A 26,658-nucleotide genomic window follows, 5' to 3' on the forward strand; every position below is an offset into this window, starting at 1 on the left:
TTCCTAATTATTGTTGACCATTATATGCTGGATCGATTACACTTGCTTCGCCTTTTTGGTTGATACTAACAATGGTATAGGTTCCAGGTTGCGCTTGATTAGCAAAACTGAAGACATAAGAATAATTTCCATTACCTAAATTGTCGATGCCATAATCATTGTAAACATTTTGTTGACCATTTAAGGCATTCGCTTCATTTTGAGCTGTTGTTAATGATTGCGGGAAATTCGGTAAATGTTTCAAAGCATCTTGGTTATTAGCGGGTGCTTGTACAATAGTGCTGGCTGCAGGTACTGCATTTTGACCTTGATACGGTGCAATATAACCCGTTTGCGTAGTATTAGCATTTTGACGTGCATCTGCACTAGCATTAGTGGTATTCGCAGCCCCTTGATTTTGACTTGCATTATCCGTTTGAGCGGCCTGCTGATTGTTTTGACTATTACCATCACTGTTACCAGTATTATCTGCCGAGTTGCCTTCTGTCCCAGCAGATGCATTGCTAGAGTTGCTGTTTGAAGTAGCTTTATCAGAACTGTTGCTGTCACTAGAAGATGAATCAGCAGAAATTGATGCATTCTTATCATCTGACTTTGAATCTTTCGCAGCCTTATCATCTTTCTTACTCTTACTGTCGTCTTTTTTACTGTTGTTACTTTCTTGTGTCGTCTTATCTTTGTCCTTGTGCTCATCTGCTTTCTTACTGTCATCGCTATTGCCACACGCAGCAAGCACCAGAGATAAAGTTAAGATGCCGGCAAATAATTTCTTCATTGAATTTCCTCCTCATACTATAAATCTTTTTTAAACACTTACTAAACTATACACCACTATTATATTTTACAAACCTTAAAATTGTTAAAATTCTTTTAATCTTTAATTCTTATACACTTTGAAGCCTCACAAATCAGCAACCACTCTTCCAGTTGTTGTCCCCTTTCTTTCATGTTAAACTTTTTTTAATTTAAATTATCGAAAGGGAGCAATAGATATGACAGAGACATTCCAAGCTTATTTTGCGGAAAAGAAAGATGGGAAAGTGACTTCCTCCTTTAAGAATTTACCTTTCAGTGAATTAGACAATGGCGATGTGCTAGTACGCGTCGATTATACAAGCATTAATTTCAAAGATGCCTTAGCAGCAGTCAAAGGTGCAGGTGTGGTAAAAGAATATCCGATTATTCCAGGAATCGATTTAGCAGGAACGGTAGTAGAAGCTGATTCTTCTGCCTATAAATCTGGAGATAAAGTCATTGTAACAAGTTATGATTTGGGGGTTACACACCACGGCGGTTTCAGTGAATATGCACGCGTAAAAGAAGATTGGATTGTACCGCTTCCTAAAGGATTAACTTTAGAAGAAGCTATGATTTATGGCACAGCCGGCTATACAGCTGCGCTAGCGATTCAGAAATTAGAAGATAATGGGCTAACTGTTGAAGGTGCGCCTGTTTTAGTTCGAGGCGCGAGTGGCGGTGTCGGCAGTTTAGCGGTAATGATGTTGAGCAATATCGGTTATAAAGTAGTAGCAAGTACAGGCAACGAAAGCGCTGCAACGTACTTAAAATCTTTGGGAGCGAAGGAAATCGTTCCACGCTTAGAAGAGACTTCCGATAAACCGCTCGGTAAACGTGAATGGCAAGCGGTGATTGATCCAGTCGGCGGCAGTCATGTCGGGGATATCTTAAAGCACTTGCATATTAGAGGCAGTGTAGCTTTAATCGGCAATACTGGCGGCGTTGCATTCGATACCACTGTGCTGCCGTTTATTTTACGCGGTAATAACTTATTAGGCGTAGACTCAGTTGAAACGCCAATGTTATTGCGTAAACAAATTTGGCGCCGCTTAGCAACAGACTTGAAACCCAATCAACTGCACACGATTAAAAATATTGTGGGCTTCCAAGATTTGCCTGAAGCTATTGATAATGTATTATCCCATCAAGTAACTGGACGCTATGTCGTTAAAGTAAGCGAAGAATAACGAACAGGAGCGAGACTGAATAAGGTCTCAGCTCCTGTTTTTTATCGAAAACGCCAGTGATTTTTCTTTAAATTCCAAATAATTTAATTATTAAAACGCTATTATAATCATATTTACTTTAATTTTATGAAAGCGTATACTTAATTTAAATTCAATAAACTGGAGGTTTACTTATGGGGAAAAATTTTAATAAAAGCCTCATCTTTTTCCTAGGCGCATTAGGCGGTTTATTATACGGCTATGATATGGGAATCATTTCAGGCGCGCTGTTATTTATCGGAAAAGACATCCACTTAACAAGTAGTACTGAAGGACTTGTCGTATCATCTATGTTAATTGGTGCGATTGCTGGTTCTGCTTTGAGTGGTCCTGCTTCTGATAAACTCGGTCGTCGTCGTGTCGTATTTATTATCGCAATTGTCTATATTGTTGGTGCTTTAGTTTTAGCATTTGCACCTTCTATGCCGGTCTTAGTCATCGGACGTATTGTAATCGGACTTGCAGTCGGCGGGTCTACAGCCATTGTACCTGTTTACTTATCCGAAATGGCACCAACAGATTCACGTGGTTCGCTAAGTTCCTTGAACCAATTAATGATTACTATCGGTATTTTGTCTTCATATTTGATCAACTATGCATTTTCAGGTATCGAAGGATGGAGATGGATGCTTGGGCTAGCCGTAATACCATCTTTAATTTTATTAATCGGTGTAGCCTTTATGCCGGAAAGTCCAAGATGGCTGCTTGAACACCGTGGTGAAAAAGCAGCACGTAAAGTCATGGCAATGACTTTCCCAGCCAATGAAATCGACAAAGAGATTGCAGAAATGAAAGAAATCAATGCGATTTCTGAAAGTACATGGAATGTATTGAAATCACCTTGGTTACGTCCAACGTTAATTATCGGTAGTGTTTTTGCCTTGTTCCAACAAATTATTGGTATTAATGCTATTATTTACTACGCACCGAAAATCTTTACTAAAGCAGGATTAGGAGATTCCGCTTCAATCCTTGGCTCAGTAGGTATCGGTACAGTAAACGTATTAGTTACCATCGTGGCGATTATGATTATTGATAAAATTGATCGAAAAAAATTATTGGTAATCGGTAATATCGGTATGGTTGCTTCATTAGTAATTATGGCGATTTTAATCTGGTCTATGGGAGTACAATCCTCTGCATGGGTCAGCATTATCTGCCTAACTATCTTTATCATTTTCTTCGGTATTTCATGGGGACCTGTATTATGGGTAATGTTGCCAGAATTATTCCCGATGCGTGCACGTGGTGCTGCAACAGGAATTGCAGCTTTAGTCCTTTCAATCGGAAGCTTATTAGTTGCACAATTCTTCCCAATGTTAACAGCAGTAATGCCGACACAAGGTGTATTCTTAATCTTTGCTGTAATTGGTATCGGAGCCCTCTTCTTCGTTATCAAATACTTACCAGAAACACGCGGTCGCAGTTTAGAAGAAATCGAAGCAGAATTACGCGCACGTACTTCTGCAACTTCAGCTGATTTAAACCGTCATAAATAAAAATAAATTTTAAAATAGGAAAACCCGCAGAATTCGTCAGTTCTGCGGGTTTTTAATACGTTATTCTTGATTATATTTTTCAATAATCTCTTTATTGTCTTCTTTAAAGATTTCGTTGTGACTGGATACATACCCTTCTTCAGCTGCATTAGGTTCAATATAAAGCTTAGCTAAGTTCGCAGCATTCCCTGCATCGCTAAAGGCACTTGCAATCAAATGAGCTTTGGCACCATGATGAATGATATCACCGCATGCAAAGATGCCGTCAACACTTGTCTGTGTATTCCCTTGTCCTTTGATTTGGTATTCATTTTCCATTTCTAATTGTGTTGCCGCTTCTTCTAACAGGGGATTTTCAATATCGAATCCATGGCTGATAATCACTTCATCAACTGGAATGGTTTCTGCTTCTCCGGTTTCATTGTTCTCGAGCACGATTTCTTTGATTTTTTCATGCTGATCATCACCGATTAGTGCCGTAATTTGAGAGTTAGGATGCAGTATGACGTCCTTATCACATAATTTAGCTTGCGTTCCCTCATAACCTTTCATTTTATCTTTGCGATAAACCAATCTCACACTTTCAGCATAAGGCGCCATATCACAAGCCCAGTCCAGCGCTGCATTACCTGCTCCGGAAATCACAACTTTTTTCCCAGCAAAGCGTGAAAGTTTCTGCACAACGTAATGCAAGTTCGAAATTTGATAACGTTCAGCGTCTTTAATATCCAACGGTTTCGGATTAATAATTCCGCCGCCTACTGCAATAATTACTGACTTCGTTTCAAACACTTCATCTTTATCTGTCGTAATTTTGAAATGACGTTCACCTAATTTTTCAATATTCGTCACACGTGTTTCTAAATTGACTTCGGGTTGAAAATGTAAACCTTGCTCAATCATATCTTCAATAATTTGGTAACAAGGTTTCGGAGCAATGCCGCCGATATCCCAAATAATTTTTTCAGGATAGAGCTGCATCTTGCCGCCTAATTTATCTTGAACATCTATTAAACGCACCGACATACCGCGCAATCCTGCATAGAAACTGGCATATAAGCCTGCAGGTCCACCGCCGATGATAGTTACATCTTTCATAAATTTATCCTCCAATTATCTCTCTCGAAACAATTTTAATTGAAAATTATTCTCAACTACATTTTACAACACTTTATCTTATTTGGCATCCTTTCCCTTTTGAAAAATAAAAAAGAGACCAGGACAATATAATGTACTAATCTCCTTGAAAATTATTTTTGTGATGGTTTACCATCAATCGGATCTGTTAAAATAGCTTTCTTCAATAAGAAGAATAAAATAATGAAGCCAGCAGATAATGTCATGTGACCAAGTCCTGCGATGCCTGCAAGTCCTGGCGAAACATGAGCGCCTACTACTTGCATTGTACCTTTAGTCGCCATCATTCCTACTGTCACAACTACACCGATGTTATAAACATAATAGAACCAATTGAATAAATAATATTTACTTAGTTGGAAAAGTTTTTCAAAGACAATTAATATCAAGAACATAAACATACCTAACATTAAAGTATGCGTATGTACCACGACAAGTTGTGTGTCACCCGTAAAATTATAAGCTTTTGTTAGCTCTCGATAATAGACGCCGCTTAGTAAACCGATAATGGTATAAGTCAAAAATGTATATAGTATTCTGCGCATCAAACTTCCTCCTCTATATCCATTCATATTATATATGATATTGGCTATTTCAGAAAGTGCCTTACCTATAGTCAGACGATTGACACACAATGTTTACATTTCATCTAACTCTTGCAAATTATCGTGCATAGTCAATAGGATAGCTTTCAATGCAGCGCGGTCTGCTTCAGGAATCCCTTCAAATATCGCGCTCTCTACCTTATTCAATATTTCAATAATATCCCTTACTTCTTTATATGCTGTTCGGCTGAGTCCGACTAACTTCTTTCTGGTGTCCTCTTCATCTACATAGTGCTCTATCAATTTTTTCTTTTTCAAACTCGTCAAAGTGCTGCTGACAGTCGCACCTTTCAGTTGGAAGGTTTCTAAGAAATCGTTCTGCGTGATTGCTTTATCTTCATGCTCAAAAATAAAGCGCAAGATTTGAGCTTGTTCTTGTGTAATCCCATAAGGTTCTAAAAGACGATCGGCTTTCATTTTCATTTCATTTGAAATCATTCTGATTAAGTATTGTATTGTAGTGGCCATTCGTGTCACTCCTTTTCAAGTTAGACTACACAAATAATTAAATTATGGTACTATAATTAAGCGTATATTTATTAAATTAAGCAAAGCATTACTCTATATTGTAAACTAAATAACTTTAATTAAAAATCAATTCAAATTTCAGAAAGGAAGTTTTTTGCAATGATTACTGCATATAAACATAATATTCATCAAGATATTCACACAACTTCCTTAAAAGAAGGCTTATGGATCAATATGATTGAGCCTAGCCGAGAAGAAGTAGAAAGTATGATTGAGGACTTTAATATTCCTGAAGATTTTCTGAAGGACCCCTTAGATGCGGATGAAAGTGCCCGTGTTGAATTCGATGATGAAACCGGCTATTCTTTGATTATTATCGATATTCCTATTGTAAATAAGAATAATCATAAAATCTTGTCGTTTATGACTATTCCATTAGGGATTGTGATTGGCCATGGGCGTCTTATAACAGTATGCGATCACGATATTGAATTCCTAGAATCCTTTACAAAACCTGGCAATAACCTGCATTATCGCAGTCAACTTGCTTTGAATATTCTGGTCACAGTTTCCAATCATTATAATAGAAATTTACGCTTGTTGAATAAATCACGTTTGCGTATTGAACGTGACTTGAAGAAATCGGTGACCAATAAACAACTTTATAATTTGATGGAAGTTGAAAAGAGTCTGGTTTACTTCTTAGCCGCACTCAAAGGTAACGAAGATGTCTTTAAGAGACTCTTTAAATTACCTCCAATCAAGCGCTTTGATGAAGATGAAGATTTAATCGAAGACTTGTTTGTCGAAACGAACCAAGCGATTGAAACGACAGAATTGCATACGCGTATCTTAGAAAGTATCACGACATCGTATGAATCACTCTTGTCGAATGATATGAATACGATTATGAAAACTTTAACGCTCTTTACTGTTTTCCTTACTTTACCGACATTAGTATTCAGTTTCTTCGGTATGAACGTGCCACTGCCGATTAATGACCATAGTCCGGTCTCTTGGATAGTCACATTATGTATTTCGTTAATTCTAGTAACTGTTGTCTTTATTCTCTTATGGAGACGAGGCAAGCTTTGAACTGAAATATCGCATCATATTCCCATTATTTGTGGATATGATGCGATATTTTTTAGTATTGGCGAATATTGGGAGCGCGATATTTTTCAACGAATTGGTTTAATTCATCATAGCTATCAGTGAAACAAATTAAATCACGATCGGTTTGCGTTAAGAATCCTTCTTCTACCATTTGATTGTAAAATGCTTCTATCTTGTTGTAGTAACCATTTACATTCCAAAAGACACACGGATTAGGGTTTTGTCCGATGCGTGCCCAAGACACCATTTCCGTAATTTCTTCTAATGTACCTGGCCCGCCTGGTAAAGCTAAGCACACGTCTCCCTTTTCTAACATAGCAGCTTTACGTTCTGCCATGCTGTCGACAATAATAAGTTCATCTAAACCTTGATGTGCGATTTCACGATCAGCTAAAAACTGCGGCATAACACCGATAGCGTGGCCGTCTTGTGCTATGACAGTATCAGCTAATTTACCCATCAGCCCTACTTTTCCTCCGCCAAAAACGAGACCATAACGCTGTGCTGCCATCCATTCCCCAAGAGATTCCGCAGCTTTGGAATATAGAGGATTGTTTCCCTCGCTGGCGCCGCAATATACAATGATGTTCATCAATCAATCCCTGCCTTTCTGAGAGTTTTCTTTTTCATTGTATCAAAAATCTACTTTAAGTAATCATTACTCTTTGCATTCTGGTGATAAATTATGTATAACTGACTATAAAGAAAGGAGTATTTCGAAATGAAAAATAAAAAAGCTTTAGGCTTTACTTTAATTGGCATAATGGTAGTCATTTGTGTTGTTTTAGTCATTATGATGATGTCTTCAGGTAAAAAAGATACATACTACGGTATCATGAAAGACAATCATACTGTAGAAAAAATGGTACGCGAAAAAGACCAAAAAGTTGAAAAAGATGTACACATCAAAACTGATGATAATTTCAAACCTGAAAAAGGTCAATTCGTAATGTTAGTTAAAAAAGAAGGCTCTGATGATTTCAGTAAGAAAAAAGTTGTCAAACATGATGATATTCCTCATGGCTTAATGATGAAAATTCATGACATGAAGCATATGGATATGAGCCATTAATTTAAATAAATATTTGATTGAGCGAGCTGGGACATTATTACGTGTCTCAGCTTTTTTGTTGTAATAAGTGTGGGGGGAGGTCGTGCGGATGGGGAGGTGCGGGCGACAAGCGGATTCTAGACACTAGTTTCTGAGAAGTGTCTAGAAAGCACCATAATCTAGACACTAGTTCACGAGTAGTGTCTAGAAAACATAATAATCTAGACACTAGTTTCCGAGAAGTGTCTAGAAAACACTATAATCTAGACATTAGTTTCTGAGAAGTGTCTAGATTCCCGCACCGCCCCACGCAAAAAAGGCACCAGCCAAAACATGACCAGTGCCTCATAGAATATAAATTATGTCAGAAAGTTTAATATACGTAAGACCGCAGTCTCCGTCAAAATTTTTAAAAAATCGACTAAATGGAATTTAAATAATCTTTGTTTTGTTCTTTATCAAATACGCCTTCCCATTTAGCAATTACAACAGTAGATAAAGCGTTACCTACTACGTTAACACAAGTACGTACCATATCTAGTATACGGTCAACACCGATTATCAATGCAAGTCCGGCTGCCGGCAAGCCCATGGAACCTAATGTTGTTAATAATACAACAATTGATGTACCTGGTACGGCTGCCATACCTTTTGAAGTAATCATTAAAGTAAAGATTAAGACTAATTGGTGAGGTAAACTTAAATGAATACCGTACATTTGTGCTACGAATAATGCTGCAATTGATTGGTACAATGCTGAGCCGTCTAAGTTGAAGGTATAACCAATCGGGATTACAAAAGATGTAATATCTTTTGGTGAACCAAATCTTTCCATTTTCTGCATCATTACTGGTAATACTGCTTCAGAACTTGATGTTGAAAATGCCAGTAAGATTTCACTTTTCAGTACTTTTATAATATCAAATACACTTGAGCCTACCATTTTCGCAACAATTCCTAGTACCACGACTACAAAGAATACCATTGCGCCGACAACTACAAGGACCAGTTTCAATAATGGAATTAATGCTGAGGCACCAAATGTCATTATTGTTACACAAATAAATGCAAACACGCCGAGTGGAGCGAGTTTTAAGATTTTATTGATCATCCAGAATGTCGCTTCCAACACACCGCCTAAGAAATCTTTAACGGGGTTTCCTTTTTCACCGATAGCCGCAATACCTAAACCAAAGAATACTGCAAAGAAGATAATCGGAAGCAATTCGCCTTTGGATAATGCTTCGAAAAAGTTGGTTGGAATAATATTTACAATCGTATCAATAAAATGATTACCGTATGTAGAATGTTCAGCTGCATGTGCTGATGATTCGTACTTCGAAATATCACCTTTAGGTAGTTTGTCAGGATCTAAGCCCGTCCCCGGTTTAAATAAATTTGCAAACAAAACACCTAAAGCAATTGCGATAGTCGTTATAATCTCAAAATACACAATTGTTTTCAAACCATAGCGCCCTACTGTTTTAGATTCACCTACACCTGAAATGGATAATGCGAGTGAACAAAACACGACCGGAATGACAATCATTTTAATTAAGTTTAAAAATATGTCACCAAGCGGTTGGATATAGTTCGCAACATCTTTATGTCCATATAATAATAGTCCTACAACAACGCCAAGAACCAGTGCAATCATAACCTGCATTGGTAAACTAATTTTTCGCTTAAATAAAGCCATTGATGCATCTCCCCTTTTTCTGACATTGTTTAATTATATCAGAAAACAAATAATTAGGATAGAAAAAATTAAAAGTTCAACCTAATTTTACACTAAATGATTAAAAAGAAAATATAGATTAGTGTAGTTAGTGTTTAAAAATAACTTATAACTTTCTATCCTAATTATGAAATGAGAGGCTAATCTTTGACGACTGCCAAGAATATGACCATCAAGACGATACAAAATACGCCTGCAACTTGCCAGATACCGAATGAAACACCTAACCAAACTACTGATAACAAAATCGCTGTTAACGGTTCGATTGTCCCTAACACACTGGCTTCTTGAGGGTAAAGGTAATTCAAACTAGAAATGAACAACCAAAAGGCAAACATTGTTCCTAAAATAACTGATATGAAAATATAAATTAATACTTTAATATCCCAATTAGAAGTGTCTACTTGCCAAATCGGGTGCAAGAAATTCAAGAAAATACCTGCGATGAACATAGCCCAACCTACTACATTAACAGTTCCCCATTTTGCTAGAAGCTGCACAGGGTAAATTGTGTAAAAGGCCATAGCAAACGCTGATAGCAGCCCCCAAACAATCGCTGGCATAGGGACTGATAAAGTTGCTAAAGAACCATTTGTTAATAATAAGAAAGTACCACTTAATGCTAAGGTAACCGCGATACCTTCTTTCCATTTAAAGTTGATCACTTTAGTAGCCACAAGATATAAGATAATGATGACTGGCCCTAGATATTGCAACAATGTCGCTACAGCTGCATTCCCATAATGAATCGTTGCCATGAAACAATATTGCACACCTAGCATACCTAAAAGTGAATAGACCAATAATTTTAGAATAGCTTTTTTATCGGCCCAGATTGTAATTGTCTTCTTCCCTTCTAAAAAGAAGGAAGTAAGAATCAATAGCAGACCAGATACTAATAATCTCACGCCCACGAACCAAGTCACCGGCAAATGTTTGTTTTCAAATAACCATTGAGAAACCGTTCCCCCGACTCCCCAAAATATTGCTCCTACGATTACTAAAACAAATCCCGGCCAACGTTTTTGATTTCTGTGTGCCATACCGTCCCTCCTATCATGTTTTTTCTCTGTGCTGATACTAAAGGTGTTATAACCATTTTGAGTGATGTTAATCACATTATGGTAAAGTTGATGAAAATGTCATTTAATACGCTTCCCCAACTTTGATGTTAAAAATTTTATCTTTAACGCAAAGAAGACACTAAACACTATTTATCGTGCTTAATGTCTTAATCACATTTATTCTAACATACTTAGTCAGTTATTTGAGCTTATAATTGTCATCAAAGAAATTATGTTTTGCTTTTTTCAGATGTTTCTTAGTTTGTGTATCGAAAGCTTGAGCAAATAACCCTCGAGAAGTACCCATTGGTTGGATTACATACGTTTTATCAGGCTCATCTTTGAACACTACTTCTTTATAATAAACGCCATCTTTTGCATTGAATTTCTTTTTCTCTGAAGTAATCTTAGATTCTAAATGATGTTCGGTAATATATTGATCAATCAACTTCAAATTTTGATGTCCTTGATATATCTTTAATCCAAAAAAGAATAGGGTCGCTAATATAAGTGAGCCGATTAAAATTAATATAAGCGGTAAAATTCTTTTCTTCTTCATAAATTGACTCCTTTGAGCGATATGCTATCGCTATGCACTTGTTAACTCTATCTTTTCAATTATGAACGATTTCCACAAATTTAGTAACTCTTTTGATTGTATTGTAACAAAATTGTCGTAAGTTATTCTAACGCTTTTAGTTCTTTATTTCTTCAAAACCTCACCATTTATATACTTACTTTTAAAAATCATTAATTATAAAACACAAATTTTATATTTTTCAACTTTGTTCTTGACAAGTGCAAGCGTTCATAATATCGTGGTTTTAAATAAGGAGTGATTTAATTGCATGAGAATAACAGTTTTCTAGAGAAACAATTATGTTTTTTATTCTATGTGTCATCTAAAGAGATTATCAAACGCTATAGTCCTTACCTCAAGAAATTTGATTTAACTTATACTGGCTATATTGTACTTCTAGCGTTAGAACCCCACGAAACTTTGAATATTAAAACTTTAGGTCAACGTATTTATTTAGATTCAGGTACTTTAACTCCCCTTTTAAAAAAGCTTGAAAAAAATGGGCTCGTTACGAGAACGAGAGAAGCAGATGATGAACGTAACTTGAAAGTTGCGCTGACTCAACAAGGTGTGGAAATACGCCAGGAAATTTCACAGATTTCAAAAGAAGTCTTCGATGGTTTAGATGTATCGCTAGAGGATGCTAAAACAATTAAATCTATCCTTTCTAAATTTATTGCCGATAACTTTTCTAAAGAATAGTAGTGAAAGCCTGAAAATATCTATCCGAGCTCTGCCATGATATAATCATTGTAAGAACCTCACGTATCTCAATGCTAAGATTATCAGTCTTAGCTGCAGGGTAATATATCATTAATAGAGGTTTTAATAAATAATGATTAAAGGAGAGATATGATGCCTTTCGAAAGTAAACCAACAGATTTATTCAAAGAATTCGGACGTCAATTTATAGATCAAATCCCTACAATCAATCCAGTTAAAACAGATATCAGCGAAAAAAATAATCAATATATCTTGAAAGCAGACTTACCTGGCTTTGAAAAGAAAGATATTAACCTTTCTTATAATGAAGGAACTTTGACTATTAGTGCCAAACGTTCAATTGAAAGCCGTACGGAAGATGAAGAAGGCCGTGTCATTCAAAGAGAACGCAGTGATAGTAGCGTTAAGCGTGAATTTTCATTCAGCAATATTAAAAGCGATGAAATCAGCGCGCACTACAGAGACGGCGTGTTGACAGTAACATTGCCTAAACGCACTGAAGATAATTCAGCTAGTTCTAACATTTCAATTGATTAATTTTAATATGAAGAAAGCCCCATTTGTTCAACTTATACTGAACAATGGGGCTTTTACTTTTACTTTTGCTTATTCTTCTTTTCTCAACTCTGCAAGAATTTCTTCGGCTTTAGCCATATTTGCTGTATCTGCTGTTTTTAAAGCATTCGCAACTTTCTCGATTTCCTCGCCTTTAGCACCTGCTACTATAGCTAGTGATTTATATTGCAGGCTCATGTGTCCTTCTTGAATACCTTCTGAGACTAATGCTCGGCAGGCTGAGAAATTTTGTGCTAAACCGACTGCTGCAGCTACCTCTCCTAATTCTTGAGCAGAATCAACGTGTAGCAGTTCTTGCGCTAAACGTGCAATCGGTACTACCTTTGTACCTCCGCCTACTGTCGCCAAGGTCATTGGAATTTCAATTGTTCCACGCAGGCGTTCTTTCTCAGGCAAGTATTCCCATTTTGTCATACTGCGGTATTGTCCTTCCTTGCAAGCATAAGCATGCGCACTTGCTTCGGCGCTGCGTGTATCATTGCCGGTTGCTAGTACTACCGCATGTATACCATTCATAACGCCTTTATTATGCGTAACAGCACGATAAGGATCGACATAAGCTAAAACCGATGCTGCTTCTAAACGGCGTGCAACTTCAGCGCCCTCCATCTCTCCTCGCGCTAAATCTGCAATGTCGATTTCTCCTGACACGCGTACTACTGAAGCTGTTGCATGATTAGATAAGATACTCATCAGAACATTAATATCAGGCCATTCGCCTTTTAAGAAGCTTGAGATGCCTTCTAAGATAGTGTTCATCATGTTTGCGCCCATAGCATCTTTTGTATCAATATAAACTTTCAAAGATACGAGCTGTTCTTCTGAAAAGGTATCAACATCGATTTTACGGTAACCCCCGCCTCTTTTTAAAATAGAAGGATATGCAGTATCCGCAATTTGATGGATCTGAGTTTCTTTCGCTAATAATTGTTCAGCCAATTCTGCAGGTTGTGCAACATCCATAAATACAATTTGGCCGATCATTAAGCGTTCACTAGAATCAACGTGAAAACCTCCTGTTTTATTGACAAGTTTAGCACCGTAACTTGCAGCGGCTACTACAGAAGGTTCTTCTACCATCATAGGTACAACATAATGTTTGCCGTCTACTTCAATATCAGGAAGTAGTCCTACTGGCAAAGCCCCTTGCGTAATAACGTTCTCGATAAGACTGTCCGCGACTTCTTCAGAAAGCAGCGGATACTCAAGAAGTTCTTGCTGACTTTCTTTCGATATCCAGCCGTTTTCTTCAAGTCTTTGCAATTTATCTTTTCTCGATAAGTGTCTGAAATCTTTCCCCAATGCTTTCATGATTCATTATTCTCCTTTTTCAACTGCTAAAGCGAGACCTAGTCCGCCGCCGATACAAGCTGTAGCAATACCAGTTTGTTTATTTTCTTGATGTAATTCGTTCACTAATGAAGTGACCAGACGCGCGCCGCTCGCACCAATTGGATGACCGATTGCTACTGCACCGCCATAAATATTCAATTTCTCATCTGGAATATTCAAGTTGTCTTTAACGGCTATACTTTGTACCGCAAAAGCTTCTGTCATTTCAACTAAATCAATATCATTCATTGTTTTGTCTGTTTTTTCGAGCAACTTACTTACGGCATAAAATGGCGCAATGCCCATAATTTCAGGGTCGCAGCCGACTTCTGCATAATCGCCGAGGGTCGCAAGCACTTCAAAACCATTTTCTTTAGCATAATCTTCGTCCATTAAGATTAACGCTGATGCACCATCATTAATGCTGGATGCATTTCCTGCAGTCACAGAACCATCTTCTTTAAAGATAGTATCTAATGCGGATAATTTTTCAACTGAACTATTGCCGCGAATGCCTTCATCTGCAGTCATCATTTCGCCATCCGCATCTTTCAACGGAATCATTTCTTCATTGTATTTGCCTGCTTGAGTGGCTTCATAGGCTTTTTGATGAGATTTTACTGCGAACTCATCTTGTTGTTCACGTGTAACTTCATATTGATCTGCAATACGTTCTGCCGTGATGCCCATGGGTACATTTTCAAAGGCATCTGTTAAACCGTCATGCATAAAGCTCGGTACGGGTTTCTCTTTGCCTTCAATTAGCAATTTAGGCGCATTCGTCATACTTTCAACTCCACCTACTGCTACGACTTTAGCTTCTCCTAACTGAATGAGTTGTTTACCTAGAATCACCGCTTTCAATCCAGAACCACAGACTTCATTAATAGTCATCCCAGGAGTTGTAGTAGGTAAACCTGCATTGACTAAAATTTGACGTGCTGGATTTTGGCCGTTTCCTGCTTGAAGCACATTACCGAAAATAACATTTTCGATGGTATCTTTGGGTAATTCAATAGCATCGATAGCCGCTTCTAAAGCGATCGTACCAAGCTGTACTGCAGAATAATCTCTTAACTTCCCTCTGAATTTTCCTACTGGTGTACGTTTAGCGCTGACAATTGCAATTTTACTCATAATCTTTATCTCCTTTTTTATCACTAGCTACTAATTTAAAATTGTATTTCTGTGCTTTCTTTTGATATGATTTAAAGTGATTTAACATATCAAGAAAGGATGTTGGTTATTTATGACAATTGGTATCGACCAACTTAATTTTTATATTCCGAACTTCTACGTAGACATGGCTGAGCTTGCTGAAGCACGTGGCGTAGACCCGAACAAATTCTTAATCGGCATCGGCCAATCGCAAATGGCTGTAAGCCCTGTCTCTCAAGATATTGTATCTATGGGTGCTAACGCTGCTCAACCTATTCTATCAGAACAAGACAAGAAAGATATTACCATGGTGATTGTTGCAACAGAATCAGCCATTGATTCTGCAAAAGCCTCTGCGGTGCAAATTCATCATCTCTTAGGAATCCAACCTTTTGCGCGTTGTTTTGAAATGAAAGAGGCTTGCTATGCAGCAACGCCAGCCATTCAATTAGCAAAAGATTATTTAGTACCACGTCCTAATGAAAAAGTGTTAGTCATCGCCAGTGATACTGCACGTTATGGATTGAACAGCGGCGGCGAACCTACACAAGGTGCAGGAGCAGTCGCAATGATCATCAGCCATAACCCTAGTATTCTTGAATTACATGATGATTCAGTTGCTTATACAGAAGACGTTTATGATTTCTGGCGTCCGTCTGGAGAAATTTATCCGCTAGTGGCTGGTAAATTATCTAAAGATGCTTATATCAAGTCTTTCCAAGAAAGCTGGAACGAATACGCGAAACGTCATCATAAATCATTGTCTGACTTTGCTGCTTTATGCTTCCACGTTCCATTTACAAAAATGGGTCAAAAAGCACTTGATTCTATTTTAACAGATAGTGCGTCAGAAGATACACAAGCAAGACTGAATGAAGGCTATAAATCTGCGACAGATTACAACCGTTACGTTGGAAACGTCTATACAGGCTCTTTATATCTCAGCTTGATTTCATTACTTGAAAACCATAAATTAAATGATGGAGACACTATCGGCTTATTCAGTTATGGTTCTGGTTCAGTTGGAGAATTCTTCAGTGCAACGCTGATGAATAATTATCAAGATCATCTCGATATCAAAGCTCATAAAGCCATGTTGGATAATCGTAAAGCTTTATCAGTAGAAGAATATGAAAAATTCTTCAAGCGCTTCGATAACTTAGAATTCGATACTGATACTGAATTAGCAGTAGAACCGAAAGGCAACTTCTATCTTAAAGAAATCTCAGATAATATCCGTTATTATGATACTGTAAAATAATATAGAAACAATTTACTTCAATAATCCGCTGTTCTCATGCTTTGATGCATAGTACTGCGGGTTATTTTTTTAGAAATTTGAATTTAAAAAAAGACGGCTGATGCCTCATCACACACCAGTCGTCTATCCTGTCTTCAAACATTTACGTTTATAAAATTAAATTCATCATATCTTTTCCATTTTCAACAATAATCCGTTTAGGCTAACGCACGTTGTTTACGACTCAAATGCCACATTGTAATGAGTGCAATCACACCGAAACATGCTAAGAAAATAAACGCTAAGTGGCTTGTGCCTGTCAAACTTGTTACATAAGTAATAACTAATGGAGGGAAGAAACCTCCTAATCCACCCATCATTGATACAATACCGTTTGCAACTCCAGCTTCTTTTTGGAAGTATTGAGGTACAAGTTTGAATACCAAACCATTACCGATACCTGCACAAACACTGACAGTTAAACAGCCCACTGTGAATAAAATTATATTACTGGCAACACCTAGAATGACAGCACCGATAATCATGAAGATAAAATCTACTTTCAGTGCTTTAACAGCATCAATTTTGTCACCAATAATACCGCCAAGTGGTCTTAAGAATGTCGCAATTGCGATAAAGATACCTGCACGGATACCTGCATCTACTGTCGTCAACTCATAATGATCTACTAAATATTTCGGTAAGAAGATACCGAAAGCTACGAATGAACCAAAGGTAATAAAATACCAAAAGCTTAAATAGTAAGTTCTTAAATCTTTTAATAAATCTTTAGTTTGTGCAATTAAAGGAATTTTGACTTTAGTTTCCTTCGCATCTCCTAAGAAGAACATAATAATCGCAAATACTGCCATCACGATTAAATATAATCTTACTGTAGATTGCCAGCCGATTGCGCCAGCGATTGGAGGCGCCAAGAATGAAGAAACTGCGGTACCTAAGTTCCCCATTCCATAAATACCATTAGCTAAGCCCACTTTATCTTTAGGAAAATATTTAGGAATAGACGTTACACCTACTGAAAAGACAGCTCCACCGACTCCTAAGAAAAACCCTGCCAACATCAGCATATTTACTGATTGCGCTTGGCTCAGTAAGAAAATTGGGAATAAAAGTATAATAAAACTAGAAAAGAAAACCCATTTTGCACCAATAATGTTCGTCAAATAACCGAATGGAATACGTAAAACTGATCCTAAAATAACCGGTATTGCAAGTACAATAGAAATTTGAGAACTTGTAATCTTAATGTCTTGTGAAATCATCGGCATCAAAGGCGCAATGATACTCCATACCATAAACCCGGCGACCAAACTTAAAGTTTGGACTGTTAATTGTAAACCACCTTTTGATTTGTTCATTTTTTTCACCCTAACGTTTTCATATCAACAAAAATAGCAGTATCTTAGTGAAATTTTTACTTTGAGTCGAAGTTTTTATTAATATTCTAAGATACTGCTTATATTTATATTTTATAGTGGGTGGATAAAGATGCATATCAGGGCATTCCCTTAAATCATTCGGCTTTTCCCTAATACATATTTAACAGTCTCAAGCCTTGTCATATCAGTAATTATAGTCATATTTTCGACACAATTAAAACCCCAAAAAAAGAACCTGTCTTTGTCGACAGATTCTTTAAAATTCTTCAGAAATCTAACAGTTTTTTCTTCAAAGCATACTCTACCAGTTCTGGCTTTGATTTTAAATTTAATTTCTGCATAATATGTGTTTTATGTGCTTCTACTGTTTTCACTGATACAAATAGTTTTTCGGCGATTTCTTTATTTCCATATCCTTTAGCAATTAAAGGCAGAATTTCTAATTCACGTTTTGACAAGATTCGAAATGGATCGTTCGTATTTTTAGCATCTTGCCCAGTACTGTTCACGAATTCATTGACTAATGAGGTTGTCATTTTAGGGTCAATATACGTATCGCCACGATAAACTGTACGCACAGCAGAAACTAGCTGCTCATCAGGCGCATTTTTCAAAATATAACCTTTAGCGCCATTACGCAAAACATGAAATAAATATTCTTCATCATCATACATCGTTAAAATTAAAATCTTTGTATCAGGAAAGCTTTCTACAATCTTACTTGTAGCAATCAGTCCTGATTCTCCTGGAGGCATGCTTAAGTCCATAATTAAAACATCCGGATGGTGCTGCATTACTTTTTGGTAAGCTTCCACACCTTCAGCAGCAGTGTCGACTACTTCCATGTCCTCTTGAAAATTCAAAATCATAGAGAAGCCGGTTCTTACTACTGCATGATCATCTGCAATCACTATCTTCAAATTCAAGTCTCCTATCGTTTATCAGTTATTGGAACTTCCAACGTTACAATGGTGCCGCGACCGATTTGAGAATCTATATTAACTGTCCCATTCACTTGTTCAGCACGTTCATTCATGCCAAATAAACCTAACCCAGTGCCTTTCGGATTATCTCCTCGCTTAAATCCGACGCCACGGTCACTGACTTCTGCAATAATCGTTTCATCACCTAATTGTATTGAAACTTCAATTGTATCAACTTGCGCATATTTCAATGCATTGAATAATGCTTCTTGCACTACTCGGTATACCACTGTTTCAATTTCACTGTCAAACCGTTGCGCTGAAACGTTCGTATGATAATCGATGTGCACACCATAATTTCTTTCAAATTGTTTGAAATATGAACGAAAGGCGGCATCTAAACCTAAATCGTCTAAAGAAGAAGGACGTAATTCTACCGACAAATTACGAACATCATCGATTAAACGTGACATAATGCCTTCAATCCGCTTCGAATTATTTATTAATTCATCCTTATCTTGCTGGTACTTTAATAAACGCAGCTCAACATCCACATTGATTAATTCTTGTACAATTCCATCGTGTAGCTCTCTTGAAATACGTTTACGCTCATTTTCTTGAGCAGAAATCGTTTTTTGCATCATTTTACGTTCATACATACGTTCTTGCCGCTGAATTTGCGGAGAAATATTGTGTAATGTAAATGCATAAATGCCTTTGTCGTGATCTATCAATTCATAGGATGCTGTATAAGGTTGGATTTTATTCTCTTTAGTACGCATGAACACTTGGAAGCTTCCTTTTCCGATTTCTAAAGCTTCTAAAAAACAATTCTCGCAAGACATGATATCGTATTCATTGGAATAACCTTCACATCTTCGGCAGATGGCATTGGTCATTTGCGAATAATCATTGTCCTCAGCAAACACGTCTTCTGCCGCTTCATTAAGTGCAATGACTTCACCCAGGCTGTTTAAGAAGACCATTTTCTCATTAGTATTCAAATAATATTGTGTCAATAACTCTTGTAATTTGCTGCGGTTATTTGTTGATTTCATCTGTAAAACTCCCTAACCTGCTCTGAATACGAAATTTCTCACTGCCTGCGGGTAACGGTCGACCCTCTCGCTGTCCTAAAAGTAAAGCACCGTAAACGCGATTGTTCTTCCATAAGGGAATGGCAATCATAGCCGTCAACACTTCACTTAAGACAATCGGGTAACCTAATTTATCATTTTGACTCAATTCAGCCTCAATATCTGCGATAACCTTTCGAGCGCCTGTTCGAATCACCAATCCAGCCAATCCTTTGCCAGGTCTTAAAACAATCATACGATAACGGTTATTAATATTGCCGGATGCATATTTCCATTTAATGATTGCGCAATGGGAATCATCTTCAGGCAATGCAATCGCTGCAAAATCAAATCTCTCTGTTACTCTGATTTCATCCAAAGCGGCTTGATAGTCAAAGTAGTCTGAAGCAATTACACTATTCAATACCTCCACTCCTTACTATGATCTTGCTTTATTTTTACGATAAATTATATAACTTCTGTTTGCATAAGACAATGGCACACTCCAAACATGCACTAAGCGCGTGAACGGCCACAAAGCGAAAATTGAAAAACCTAAGAATATATGCAGTTTAAATGACCACGGTACATTTGTCATTAAACTTGCATTAGGATTAAAGGTAAATAAATGTCTGAACCAAATTGAAATAGTTTGTCTATAGTCAAAATCTGGTGATATCGCGTTGGTTACAAGTGTAGAATATAAACCCATACAAATAATCACAAGTAAAAAGAAATTGACTACCATATCTGATGCAGAACTTAAACGTCTAATATTCTTAATAGAGACACGACGATATGTCAGTAAAATCATACCGATTAAGACCATAAATCCGAAAAGACTGCCGATATAAACGGCACCAATGTGATAAATGTGATTGTCAACACCGATACCTTCAAGCCAAGATGCCGGAATCACTAAACCAACAAAGTGACCAGCTGCCACTGGTATAATACCTAAATGAAACAGCAAGCTGCCCCATTTCAAACGTTTCTTTTCAATAAATTCACTAGATTTTGCTGTCCAGGAAAATTGATCATATTGATAACGGGCAATATGTCCGATAATAAAGATGGCTACACATAGATAAGGATAAATAATCCATAAAAATTGATTAAGCATGCTGGCTCACCTCTTCGTTTGGTTGTAGACATCGCTTCAATGTTTCTCTCAAACCTTTAATTAAAGGTGCATAAGGACTATCTATTTCTATTAGTTGCTGCAGCATGGCATATGTTCCATCTTCAATGACCATAATTACAAATTCAATATTGTCTTCTGCACGGTCATCATTTTGCCACTGTGCCACATATAAAAATTCCAACATCAACGGCAAATAATCCGATAATTCATTATCAACCATTTCCAAACCGAACATCTCATATAAGACTTTTAACTTCGCCAACATTTGACCGCGTTCTTTTTGCGTGTCGAATTTATTGTAAGTCATATACAGCGGTGCTTGCTTGTTGAAATCAAAGGTATCTGTATAGAGTTGTTTGATTTCAGTTAACGTATAACTTTGAATTTGTTCACGATACGCTGCCACCTCAGCATAGGCTGGGTGGTTTGTATTAAAAATATCATTGAATGTTTTAGGATGGAAAGTTAATTTTTCAGGAAAATTCAATTGTTGCGCGAAGTAACCGATAGATTCTTGATATTGATAAAAGTTATCTAAGTTAATCACGGAAAATCCCTCCATAAAAGCTTTCGTTGTAAGCTTCTTGACCAGTTTGACCCGGTTTCAATGCAACAGGGGCACCGCAACCTTCACAACCGCTGCTATAAGAATCAGTTGTTGTCGGGTCGCCGAATTGATAACCTTGACTGCCTTGTGCTGCATAAGTGTCCATGTACTGTTCTTTATGGGAAGTTGGAATAACGAAACGATCCTCATATTTGGCAATAGCCAATAGTCGATACATATCTTTAGTTTGACGTTCAGTTAAACCTAGACGTGCTAAACGGTCTGTATCAAAGTCTTTGCCAGTCACTTGCGCACGCATATAACTTCTCATCATGGCCATACGCTGCAAGGCTTCTTTCACTGATTTGGTATCTCCGGCTGTTAATAGACTTGCGAGGTATTCAATCGGCAGACGCATTTCTTCGATAGCTGGGAAGATTGCATCTGGATTTTTAATTGAATCTTTGCCTTCAAAGTAATTCATAATCGGACTTAATGGCGGGCAGTACCAAACCATTGGTAATGTACGATATTCAGGATGTAACGGAAATGCAAGTTTATATTCAATTGCTAATTTATAGACTGGAGAGTTTTGTGCTGCTTCAATCCAATCCATTGTAATACCGTCTTTTTTAGCTTGTTCAATGACATCTTCATCATAAGGATTCAAGAACAATTCACATTGTTTTTCATACAAATCTTGTTCATTCTCACAAGATGCTACTTCATGTACACGGTCAGCATCATAAAGTAATACACCTAAATAACGCATACGTCCTGTACAAGTTTCAGAACAAACTGTCGGCATGCCTGCTTCAACACGTGGGAAGCAGAAAGTACATTTTTCTGCTTTATTTGTTTTCCAGTTGAAGTAGACCTTTTTATAAGGGCAGCCTGTCATACAATAACGCCAGCCGCGACAAGCATCTTGGTCTACTAAGACGATGCCGTCTTCATCACGTTTATACATTGCACCAGAAGGACACGATGCTACACAGCTTGGGTTCAAGCAGTGTTCGCATAAACGCGGTAAGTACATCATAAATGTTTGATCGAAATCAAATTGAATTTTTTCTTCAATGCGTTGAACATTCGGATCTTCAGGTGCAGTGACATGCGCGCCTGCTAAATCATCCTCCCAGTTCGGGCCCCATTGCAAATCGATCTTATCGCCAGAAATTACTGAATGTGCAGTGGCAACTGGAGAATGTTTGCTGGCTTTCGCTGTTGTTAAATGCTCATAGTTGTATGTCCAAGGTTCATAATAATCTTTGATGACTGGCATATCAGGGTTGTAGAAAATTTTACCGAAAGCGATTTTTGACCATCTGCTTCCAGATTTCAAATCTAATTTCCCTTTTTTATTTAAAGTCCAGCCACCTTTATAGTGTTCTTGATCTTCCCAACGTTTCGGATAACCGACACCTGGTTTAGTTTCTACATTATTGAACCAAATATATTCTGCGCCCGGACGGTTTGTCCAAGTATTTTTACACGTCACACTGCATGTGTGGCATCCGATACACTTATCCAAGTTCAATACCATGGCTACTTGTGCTTTAATCTTCAAGCCAATCTACCTCCTTCATCTTTCTCACTGCTACATAAACATCTCTTTGGTTTCCAATCGGACCATAATAGTTGAAGCTGTAACTGATTTGCGCATATCCTCCGACTAATTGTGTTGGTTTTAAGTGGATTCTAGTTGGCGCATTATGTGAACCACCACGTAATCCTGTAATTTCAGATCCTGGTGTTTGAATGTGTTTGTCTTGTGCATGATACATAAACATTGTCCCTTTAGGCATTCTGTGTGAAGTAACGGCTCTCGCTGTTACAACACCATTCCGGTTATACACTTCTAACCAATCATTATCGTGAATATCATGTGCTTCAGCATCTTCTTTAGCAATCCAAACTGTCGGTCCGCCACGGAATAATGTCAACATATGTTGGTTATCTTGGTATGTTGAGTGGATATTCCATTTACCATGCGGTGTTAAATATCTTAAGACTAAGTTGTCTTGACCACCGATGACTTGCTTGTCTCTAGTACCAAATACCATTGGCGGTAAAGTCGGTTTATATACAGGCAAGCTTTCACCGAATTGCTGGAAGATTTCATGATCTAAATAATAACTTTGACGTCCTGTTAAAGTACGGAAGGGTACGAGACGTTCAATATTTGTTGTGAATGGTGAATAACGTTTGTTCCCTTTATTTGAACCTGAAAAGACTGCAGTCGGAATCACCTCGCGCGGTTGAGAGGTAATATTCATAAACGTAATCTTTTCAGCACTGCGGTCACTAGAAATATCTGTAAGCGGCATTCCTGTTTTATCTTCTAAGTCTTTATACGATGCTTGTGATAATTCACCATTTGTAGCTGATGAAATATTTAAGACCACATCTGCTGCACGTCTTGCTGTATCGATACGCGGACGTCCATCTTTGATTGTGCCGTCACTCCAAGTACCGACTATATCTTTAGCTTCTTCGTATTGTTTTTTCACCGGGAAGCTGACACCGTGTGCACCTAATTTCGCTGTTTCTAATAAGGGACCAGCAGTAACATATTTATCGTAAATCAGTGTGTAATCACGGTCTACGACTGCAAAGCCTGGCATTGTTTTACCTGGAATGGCTTCAACTTCGCCTTTTGTCCAGTCTTTTACTTTTCCGTAAGGTGTCGCAATTTCTTGTTTAGAATCATGTGCTAATGGTGAAGTTACAACGTCTTTATACGTACCTGGCATGTAGACCTTAGCCATATCAGACACGGTTTTACTTAATGATTTGAAGATATCCCAGTCGGAACGTGACTCCCATAACGGATCGATAGCTGGATTGAATGGATGCACGAACGGATGCATATCAGTAGATGATAAGTCATGTTTTTCATACCATGTCGCAGCCGGTAAAACGATATCTGCTTTAAGCGGTGTTGAAGTCATGCGGAAATCAAGTGCAACGATTAAATCTAATTTACCTTGTACATCGTCACGCCAAATCATTTCTTCCGGTTTATCTTCTTCATTGGGTTCAGCTAATAATCCAGAACTTGTACCTAACATATGTTTCATGAAATACTCTTGTCCTTTAGCTGAACTTGATAACAAGTTAGAACGCCAGATAAATAATGATTTCGGATGGTTCGTACGTAAATCCGGATCTTCCACTGCAAATTTAGTTTCACGGCTTTTCACTGATTCTACAGCACGTTTCAATACTTCTTCGTTCGTAAATTCGCCCGCTTCTTTCGCATCTTCTCCAAATCTCAAACTATTAGTATTGAATTGCGGATAAGATGGCAGCCAGCCTAAACGGGCAGCTGTTACATTGTAATCTGCAGGGTGCTGATGTTTAAGTTCGCCTGCAAGTGGTGATGCTAATTTATCGACACCTGATTCTTCGTATTTCCATTGATCTGTTGTGAAATAGAACCAGCTTGTACCATTTTGCAGACGTGGTGGTCCTTGCCAGTCTTTTGCAAAGGCAATTGTGCTCCACCCTTCAATTGGACGACATTTTTCTTGACCTACATAGTGCGCCCAACCACCGCCGTTGACACCTTGGCAGCCGCACAGCATTACTAAGTTTAAGACAGCACGATATATCGTATCTGAGTTGAACCAGTGGTTGATACCCGCCCCCATGATAATCATTGAACGGCCGCCTGTATCCACTGCATTTTGTGCAAACTCAGTTGCAACTTGCGTAATCACATCTTGTTTTACACCTGCAACCGCTTCTTGCCATGCTGGTGTATATTGAGTTTCAGCATCATCGAATCCTTTAGCTTCTAACTGATGATTGAAACGGCGTACGCCATATTGGCTTGTCATCAAGTCATACACGGTTGCGACTTTGACTTTTTTACCGTCTGCTAAAGTCACTTCACGTGAAGCAATCGGACGTTCGAATATACCATTACCTGCATTATCGAAATATGGGAATTTCATGATGTCGATGTCATGTTCACCTTCAGCAACTGACATAGCCGGATCAATTTTAGAACCGTCTTCATTCTCTAATTTCAAGTTCCATTGTTTGCCTTCTTCCCAACGTTGGCCCATCGTACCGTTCGGAACAATAATGTTGCCTGACGCGTTATCTAATACAACAGGTTTCCATTCATTATTCTCAGATTCCATCCCTAAATCGCTTGCGCGTAAAAAACGGCCTGCTTTATAACCGCCTTCGTGTTCGTCAAACATAAGTAAGAAAGGCATATCAGTATATTGTTTCGCATAGTTGATAAACATTTCAGAGGGTTCGTCCACATAATATTTTTGCAAAATAACGTGAGTCATTGCTTGTGCTACTGCCGCATCTGTACCAGGATTCGGTGCTAACCAGTTGTCTGCGAATTTCACATTTTCCGCATAGTCTGGTGCGATAGAAACGACCTTAGTTCCTTTGTAACGAACTTCTGTCATAAAATGCGCATCTGGTGTACGTGTTAAAGGTACGTTGGACCCCCACATAATGATGTAGTTAGCATTATACCAATCACTCGATTCTGGCACGTCAGTTTGTTCGCCCCAAATTTGTGGTGAAGCAGGAGGTAAATCTGCATACCAGTCATAAAAGCTCAGCATTTCTCCGCCCATCAAGTTGATGAAACGTGCACCTGATGCATAACTCAACATAGACATAGCTGGGATTGGTGTGAATCCTGCGATACGGTCCGGGCCGTCTTTCTTAATTGTGTATAATAATTGTGCTGCAATTAACTGCAAGACATCTTTCCAAGATACACGCATGTGGCCACCTTTACCGCGAGCATTTTTATAAATCTTTGCCTTTTCGGGATCTTCTACAATTGAAGCCCAAGCCGCAATATGATTACCCTCGTGTTCTTCTAAAGCAGTTGTCCACAGTTCCCATAATTTGCCACGCATGTAGGGGTAACGTACACGAAGCGGACTATATTCATACCAAGAGAAAGACGCACCACGCGGACATCCACGCGGTTCGAACTCAGGCATATCTGGTCCGCAGCTTGGATAGTCAGTTTGTTGATTTTCCCATGTAATGACTCCGTTTTTCACAAATACTTTCCACGAACATGAACCTGTGCAGTTTACCCCATGTGTCGTACGTACTACTTTGTCGTGACTCCAACGTTCACGATACATTTTCTCCCATTCTCTGCTTTTATCTGTTAAAACCGACCAATTGCCGTTAAATTTTTCAGTTGGCTTAAAAAAATTCATTCCAAATTTCGCCATAGATAACATCCTCTCATCAAATT

At 37.9% G+C, this 26,658-nt stretch carries 25 protein-coding genes; 7 read left to right on the forward strand and 18 right to left on the reverse strand.

Annotation, left to right across the window (positions count from 1 at the left end):
- Positions 1-7: 7 nt before the first annotated feature.
- Positions 8-775, reverse strand: coding sequence for a hypothetical protein (locus CNQ82_RS11335; RefSeq protein WP_123145340.1), 768 nt, complete (start codon positions 773-775; stop codon positions 8-10).
- Positions 776-992: 217 nt separating this feature from the next.
- Between CNQ82_RS11335 and CNQ82_RS11340 the strand changes: the two genes are divergently transcribed.
- Together CNQ82_RS11340 and glcP are read left to right on the forward strand one after the other, a co-directional pair.
- Complete coding sequence (locus CNQ82_RS11340) at positions 993-1,985, forward strand: NADPH:quinone oxidoreductase family protein (protein ID WP_123145341.1); 993 nt, start codon at positions 993-995, stop codon at positions 1,983-1,985.
- A 173-nt stretch (positions 1,986-2,158) separates the two neighbouring features.
- Positions 2,159-3,523 carry a glucose transporter GlcP gene (gene glcP, locus CNQ82_RS11345; RefSeq protein ID WP_123145342.1) on the forward strand — a complete coding sequence of 455 codons (1,365 nt, stop codon included), beginning with the start codon at positions 2,159-2,161 and terminating at the stop codon, positions 3,521-3,523.
- Between the two features lie 60 nt (positions 3,524-3,583).
- Here glcP and CNQ82_RS11350 read toward each other — a convergent pair whose 3' ends face one another.
- The 3 genes from CNQ82_RS11350 to CNQ82_RS11360 all read right to left on the reverse strand — a co-directional run bounded on the left by CNQ82_RS11350 (position 3,584) and on the right by CNQ82_RS11360 (position 5,733).
- Positions 3,584-4,621, reverse strand: a complete 1,038-nt coding sequence (locus CNQ82_RS11350; protein WP_123145343.1) for an NAD(P)/FAD-dependent oxidoreductase — start codon at positions 4,619-4,621, stop codon at positions 3,584-3,586.
- A 152-nt stretch (positions 4,622-4,773) separates the two neighbouring features.
- Entirely contained in the window at positions 4,774-5,205 is a 432-nt protein-coding gene (locus CNQ82_RS11355) for a DUF2871 domain-containing protein (protein WP_123145344.1), read from the reverse strand.
- 93 nt (positions 5,206-5,298) lie between these two features.
- Positions 5,299-5,733, reverse strand: a complete 435-nt coding sequence (locus tag CNQ82_RS11360; protein WP_123145345.1) for a MarR family winged helix-turn-helix transcriptional regulator — start codon at positions 5,731-5,733, stop codon at positions 5,299-5,301.
- 159 nt (positions 5,734-5,892) lie between these two features.
- On the opposite strand from CNQ82_RS11360, the gene CNQ82_RS11365 reads away from it, so the two are divergent.
- On the forward strand, positions 5,893-6,828 hold the full coding sequence (locus tag CNQ82_RS11365) for a magnesium transporter CorA family protein (protein WP_123145346.1): 936 nt from the start codon (positions 5,893-5,895) through the stop codon (positions 6,826-6,828).
- A gap of 52 nt (positions 6,829-6,880) precedes the next feature.
- Here the strand turns inward: CNQ82_RS11365 and CNQ82_RS11370 are convergent, their stop codons facing one another.
- Entirely contained in the window at positions 6,881-7,441 is a 561-nt protein-coding gene (locus CNQ82_RS11370) for an LOG family protein (protein ID WP_123145347.1), read from the reverse strand.
- Between the two features lie 129 nt (positions 7,442-7,570).
- Between CNQ82_RS11370 and CNQ82_RS11375 the strand changes: the two genes are divergently transcribed.
- Positions 7,571-7,921 (forward strand): DUF4889 domain-containing protein, encoded by a 351-nt coding sequence (locus tag CNQ82_RS11375; protein ID WP_123145348.1) that lies wholly within the window; start codon positions 7,571-7,573, stop codon positions 7,919-7,921.
- A gap of 400 nt (positions 7,922-8,321) precedes the next feature.
- On the opposite strand, the gene CNQ82_RS11380 is transcribed toward CNQ82_RS11375, so the two are convergent.
- The 3 genes from CNQ82_RS11380 to CNQ82_RS11390 form a co-directional block, all read right to left on the reverse strand.
- Positions 8,322-9,599, reverse strand: a complete 1,278-nt coding sequence (locus tag CNQ82_RS11380; RefSeq protein ID WP_123145349.1) for a cation:dicarboxylate symporter family transporter — start codon at positions 9,597-9,599, stop codon at positions 8,322-8,324.
- A 179-nt stretch (positions 9,600-9,778) separates the two neighbouring features.
- Entirely contained in the window at positions 9,779-10,681 is a 903-nt protein-coding gene (locus CNQ82_RS11385; protein WP_123145350.1) for an EamA family transporter, read from the reverse strand.
- 220 nt (positions 10,682-10,901) lie between these two features.
- Positions 10,902-11,261: a DUF3139 domain-containing protein gene (locus tag CNQ82_RS11390; RefSeq protein ID WP_095103741.1), complete on the reverse strand. Its 360-nt coding sequence runs from the start codon at positions 11,259-11,261 to the stop codon at positions 10,902-10,904.
- Positions 11,262-11,546: 285 nt separating this feature from the next.
- On the opposite strand from CNQ82_RS11390, the gene CNQ82_RS11395 reads away from it, so the two are divergent.
- Positions 11,547-11,984 (forward strand): MarR family winged helix-turn-helix transcriptional regulator, encoded by a 438-nt coding sequence (locus CNQ82_RS11395; RefSeq protein ID WP_123145351.1) that lies wholly within the window; start codon positions 11,547-11,549, stop codon positions 11,982-11,984.
- A gap of 153 nt (positions 11,985-12,137) precedes the next feature.
- Positions 12,138-12,542: an Hsp20/alpha crystallin family protein gene (locus CNQ82_RS11400; protein WP_240624888.1), complete on the forward strand. Its 405-nt coding sequence runs from the start codon at positions 12,138-12,140 to the stop codon at positions 12,540-12,542.
- A 69-nt stretch (positions 12,543-12,611) separates the two neighbouring features.
- Here CNQ82_RS11400 and CNQ82_RS11405 read toward each other — a convergent pair whose 3' ends face one another.
- Both CNQ82_RS11405 and CNQ82_RS11410 read right to left on the reverse strand, forming a co-directional pair.
- A complete protein-coding gene (locus CNQ82_RS11405; RefSeq protein ID WP_123145353.1) occupies positions 12,612-13,892 on the reverse strand; it encodes a hydroxymethylglutaryl-CoA reductase, degradative in 1,281 nt (426 codons plus the stop codon).
- Between the two features lie 6 nt (positions 13,893-13,898).
- Entirely contained in the window at positions 13,899-15,050 is a 1,152-nt protein-coding gene (locus CNQ82_RS11410; protein WP_123145354.1) for a thiolase family protein, read from the reverse strand.
- Positions 15,051-15,162: 112 nt separating this feature from the next.
- On the opposite strand from CNQ82_RS11410, the gene CNQ82_RS11415 reads away from it, so the two are divergent.
- Positions 15,163-16,332, forward strand: a complete 1,170-nt coding sequence (locus CNQ82_RS11415) for a hydroxymethylglutaryl-CoA synthase (RefSeq protein WP_123145355.1) — start codon at positions 15,163-15,165, stop codon at positions 16,330-16,332.
- 197 nt (positions 16,333-16,529) lie between these two features.
- Here the strand turns inward: CNQ82_RS11415 and CNQ82_RS11420 are convergent, their stop codons facing one another.
- The 8 genes from CNQ82_RS11420 to CNQ82_RS11455 form a co-directional block, all read right to left on the reverse strand.
- Positions 16,530-17,690 (reverse strand): nitrate/nitrite transporter, encoded by a 1,161-nt coding sequence (locus CNQ82_RS11420; protein WP_123145356.1) that lies wholly within the window; start codon positions 17,688-17,690, stop codon positions 16,530-16,532.
- Positions 17,691-17,977: 287 nt separating this feature from the next.
- Positions 17,978-18,631 carry a nitrate respiration regulation response regulator NreC gene (gene nreC, locus CNQ82_RS11425; protein WP_095103718.1) on the reverse strand — a complete coding sequence of 218 codons (654 nt, stop codon included), beginning with the start codon at positions 18,629-18,631 and terminating at the stop codon, positions 17,978-17,980.
- An 11-nt stretch (positions 18,632-18,642) separates the two neighbouring features.
- The gene (gene nreB / locus CNQ82_RS11430; RefSeq protein WP_123145357.1) at positions 18,643-19,692 is read right to left on the reverse strand and encodes a nitrate respiration regulation sensor histidine kinase NreB; all 1,050 of its coding nucleotides are present in this window, start codon (positions 19,690-19,692) and stop codon (positions 18,643-18,645) included.
- The gene (gene nreA, locus CNQ82_RS11435; RefSeq protein ID WP_123145358.1) at positions 19,676-20,134 is read right to left on the reverse strand and encodes a nitrate respiration regulation accessory nitrate sensor NreA; all 459 of its coding nucleotides are present in this window, start codon (positions 20,132-20,134) and stop codon (positions 19,676-19,678) included. Before nreA ends, nreB begins: the two co-directional genes overlap by 17 nt.
- Before the next feature lie 15 nt (positions 20,135-20,149).
- Complete coding sequence (gene narI / locus CNQ82_RS11440) at positions 20,150-20,833, reverse strand: respiratory nitrate reductase subunit gamma (RefSeq protein WP_123145359.1); 684 nt, start codon at positions 20,831-20,833, stop codon at positions 20,150-20,152.
- Entirely contained in the window at positions 20,826-21,401 is a 576-nt protein-coding gene (gene narJ / locus CNQ82_RS11445) for a nitrate reductase molybdenum cofactor assembly chaperone (protein WP_123145360.1), read from the reverse strand. The genes narI and narJ overlap by 8 nt, the downstream gene beginning before the upstream one ends.
- On the reverse strand, positions 21,394-22,971 hold the full coding sequence (gene narH, locus CNQ82_RS11450) for a nitrate reductase subunit beta (protein ID WP_123145361.1): 1,578 nt from the start codon (positions 22,969-22,971) through the stop codon (positions 21,394-21,396). Before narH ends, narJ begins: the two co-directional genes overlap by 8 nt.
- Positions 22,961-26,635 (reverse strand): nitrate reductase subunit alpha, encoded by a 3,675-nt coding sequence (locus tag CNQ82_RS11455; protein ID WP_123145362.1) that lies wholly within the window; start codon positions 26,633-26,635, stop codon positions 22,961-22,963. The genes narH and CNQ82_RS11455 overlap by 11 nt, the downstream gene beginning before the upstream one ends.
- Positions 26,636-26,658 lie beyond the last annotated feature (23 nt).

It is taken from the genome of Staphylococcus debuckii (assembly GCF_003718735.1).
GTDB lineage: Bacteria > Bacillota > Bacilli > Staphylococcales > Staphylococcaceae > Staphylococcus > Staphylococcus debuckii.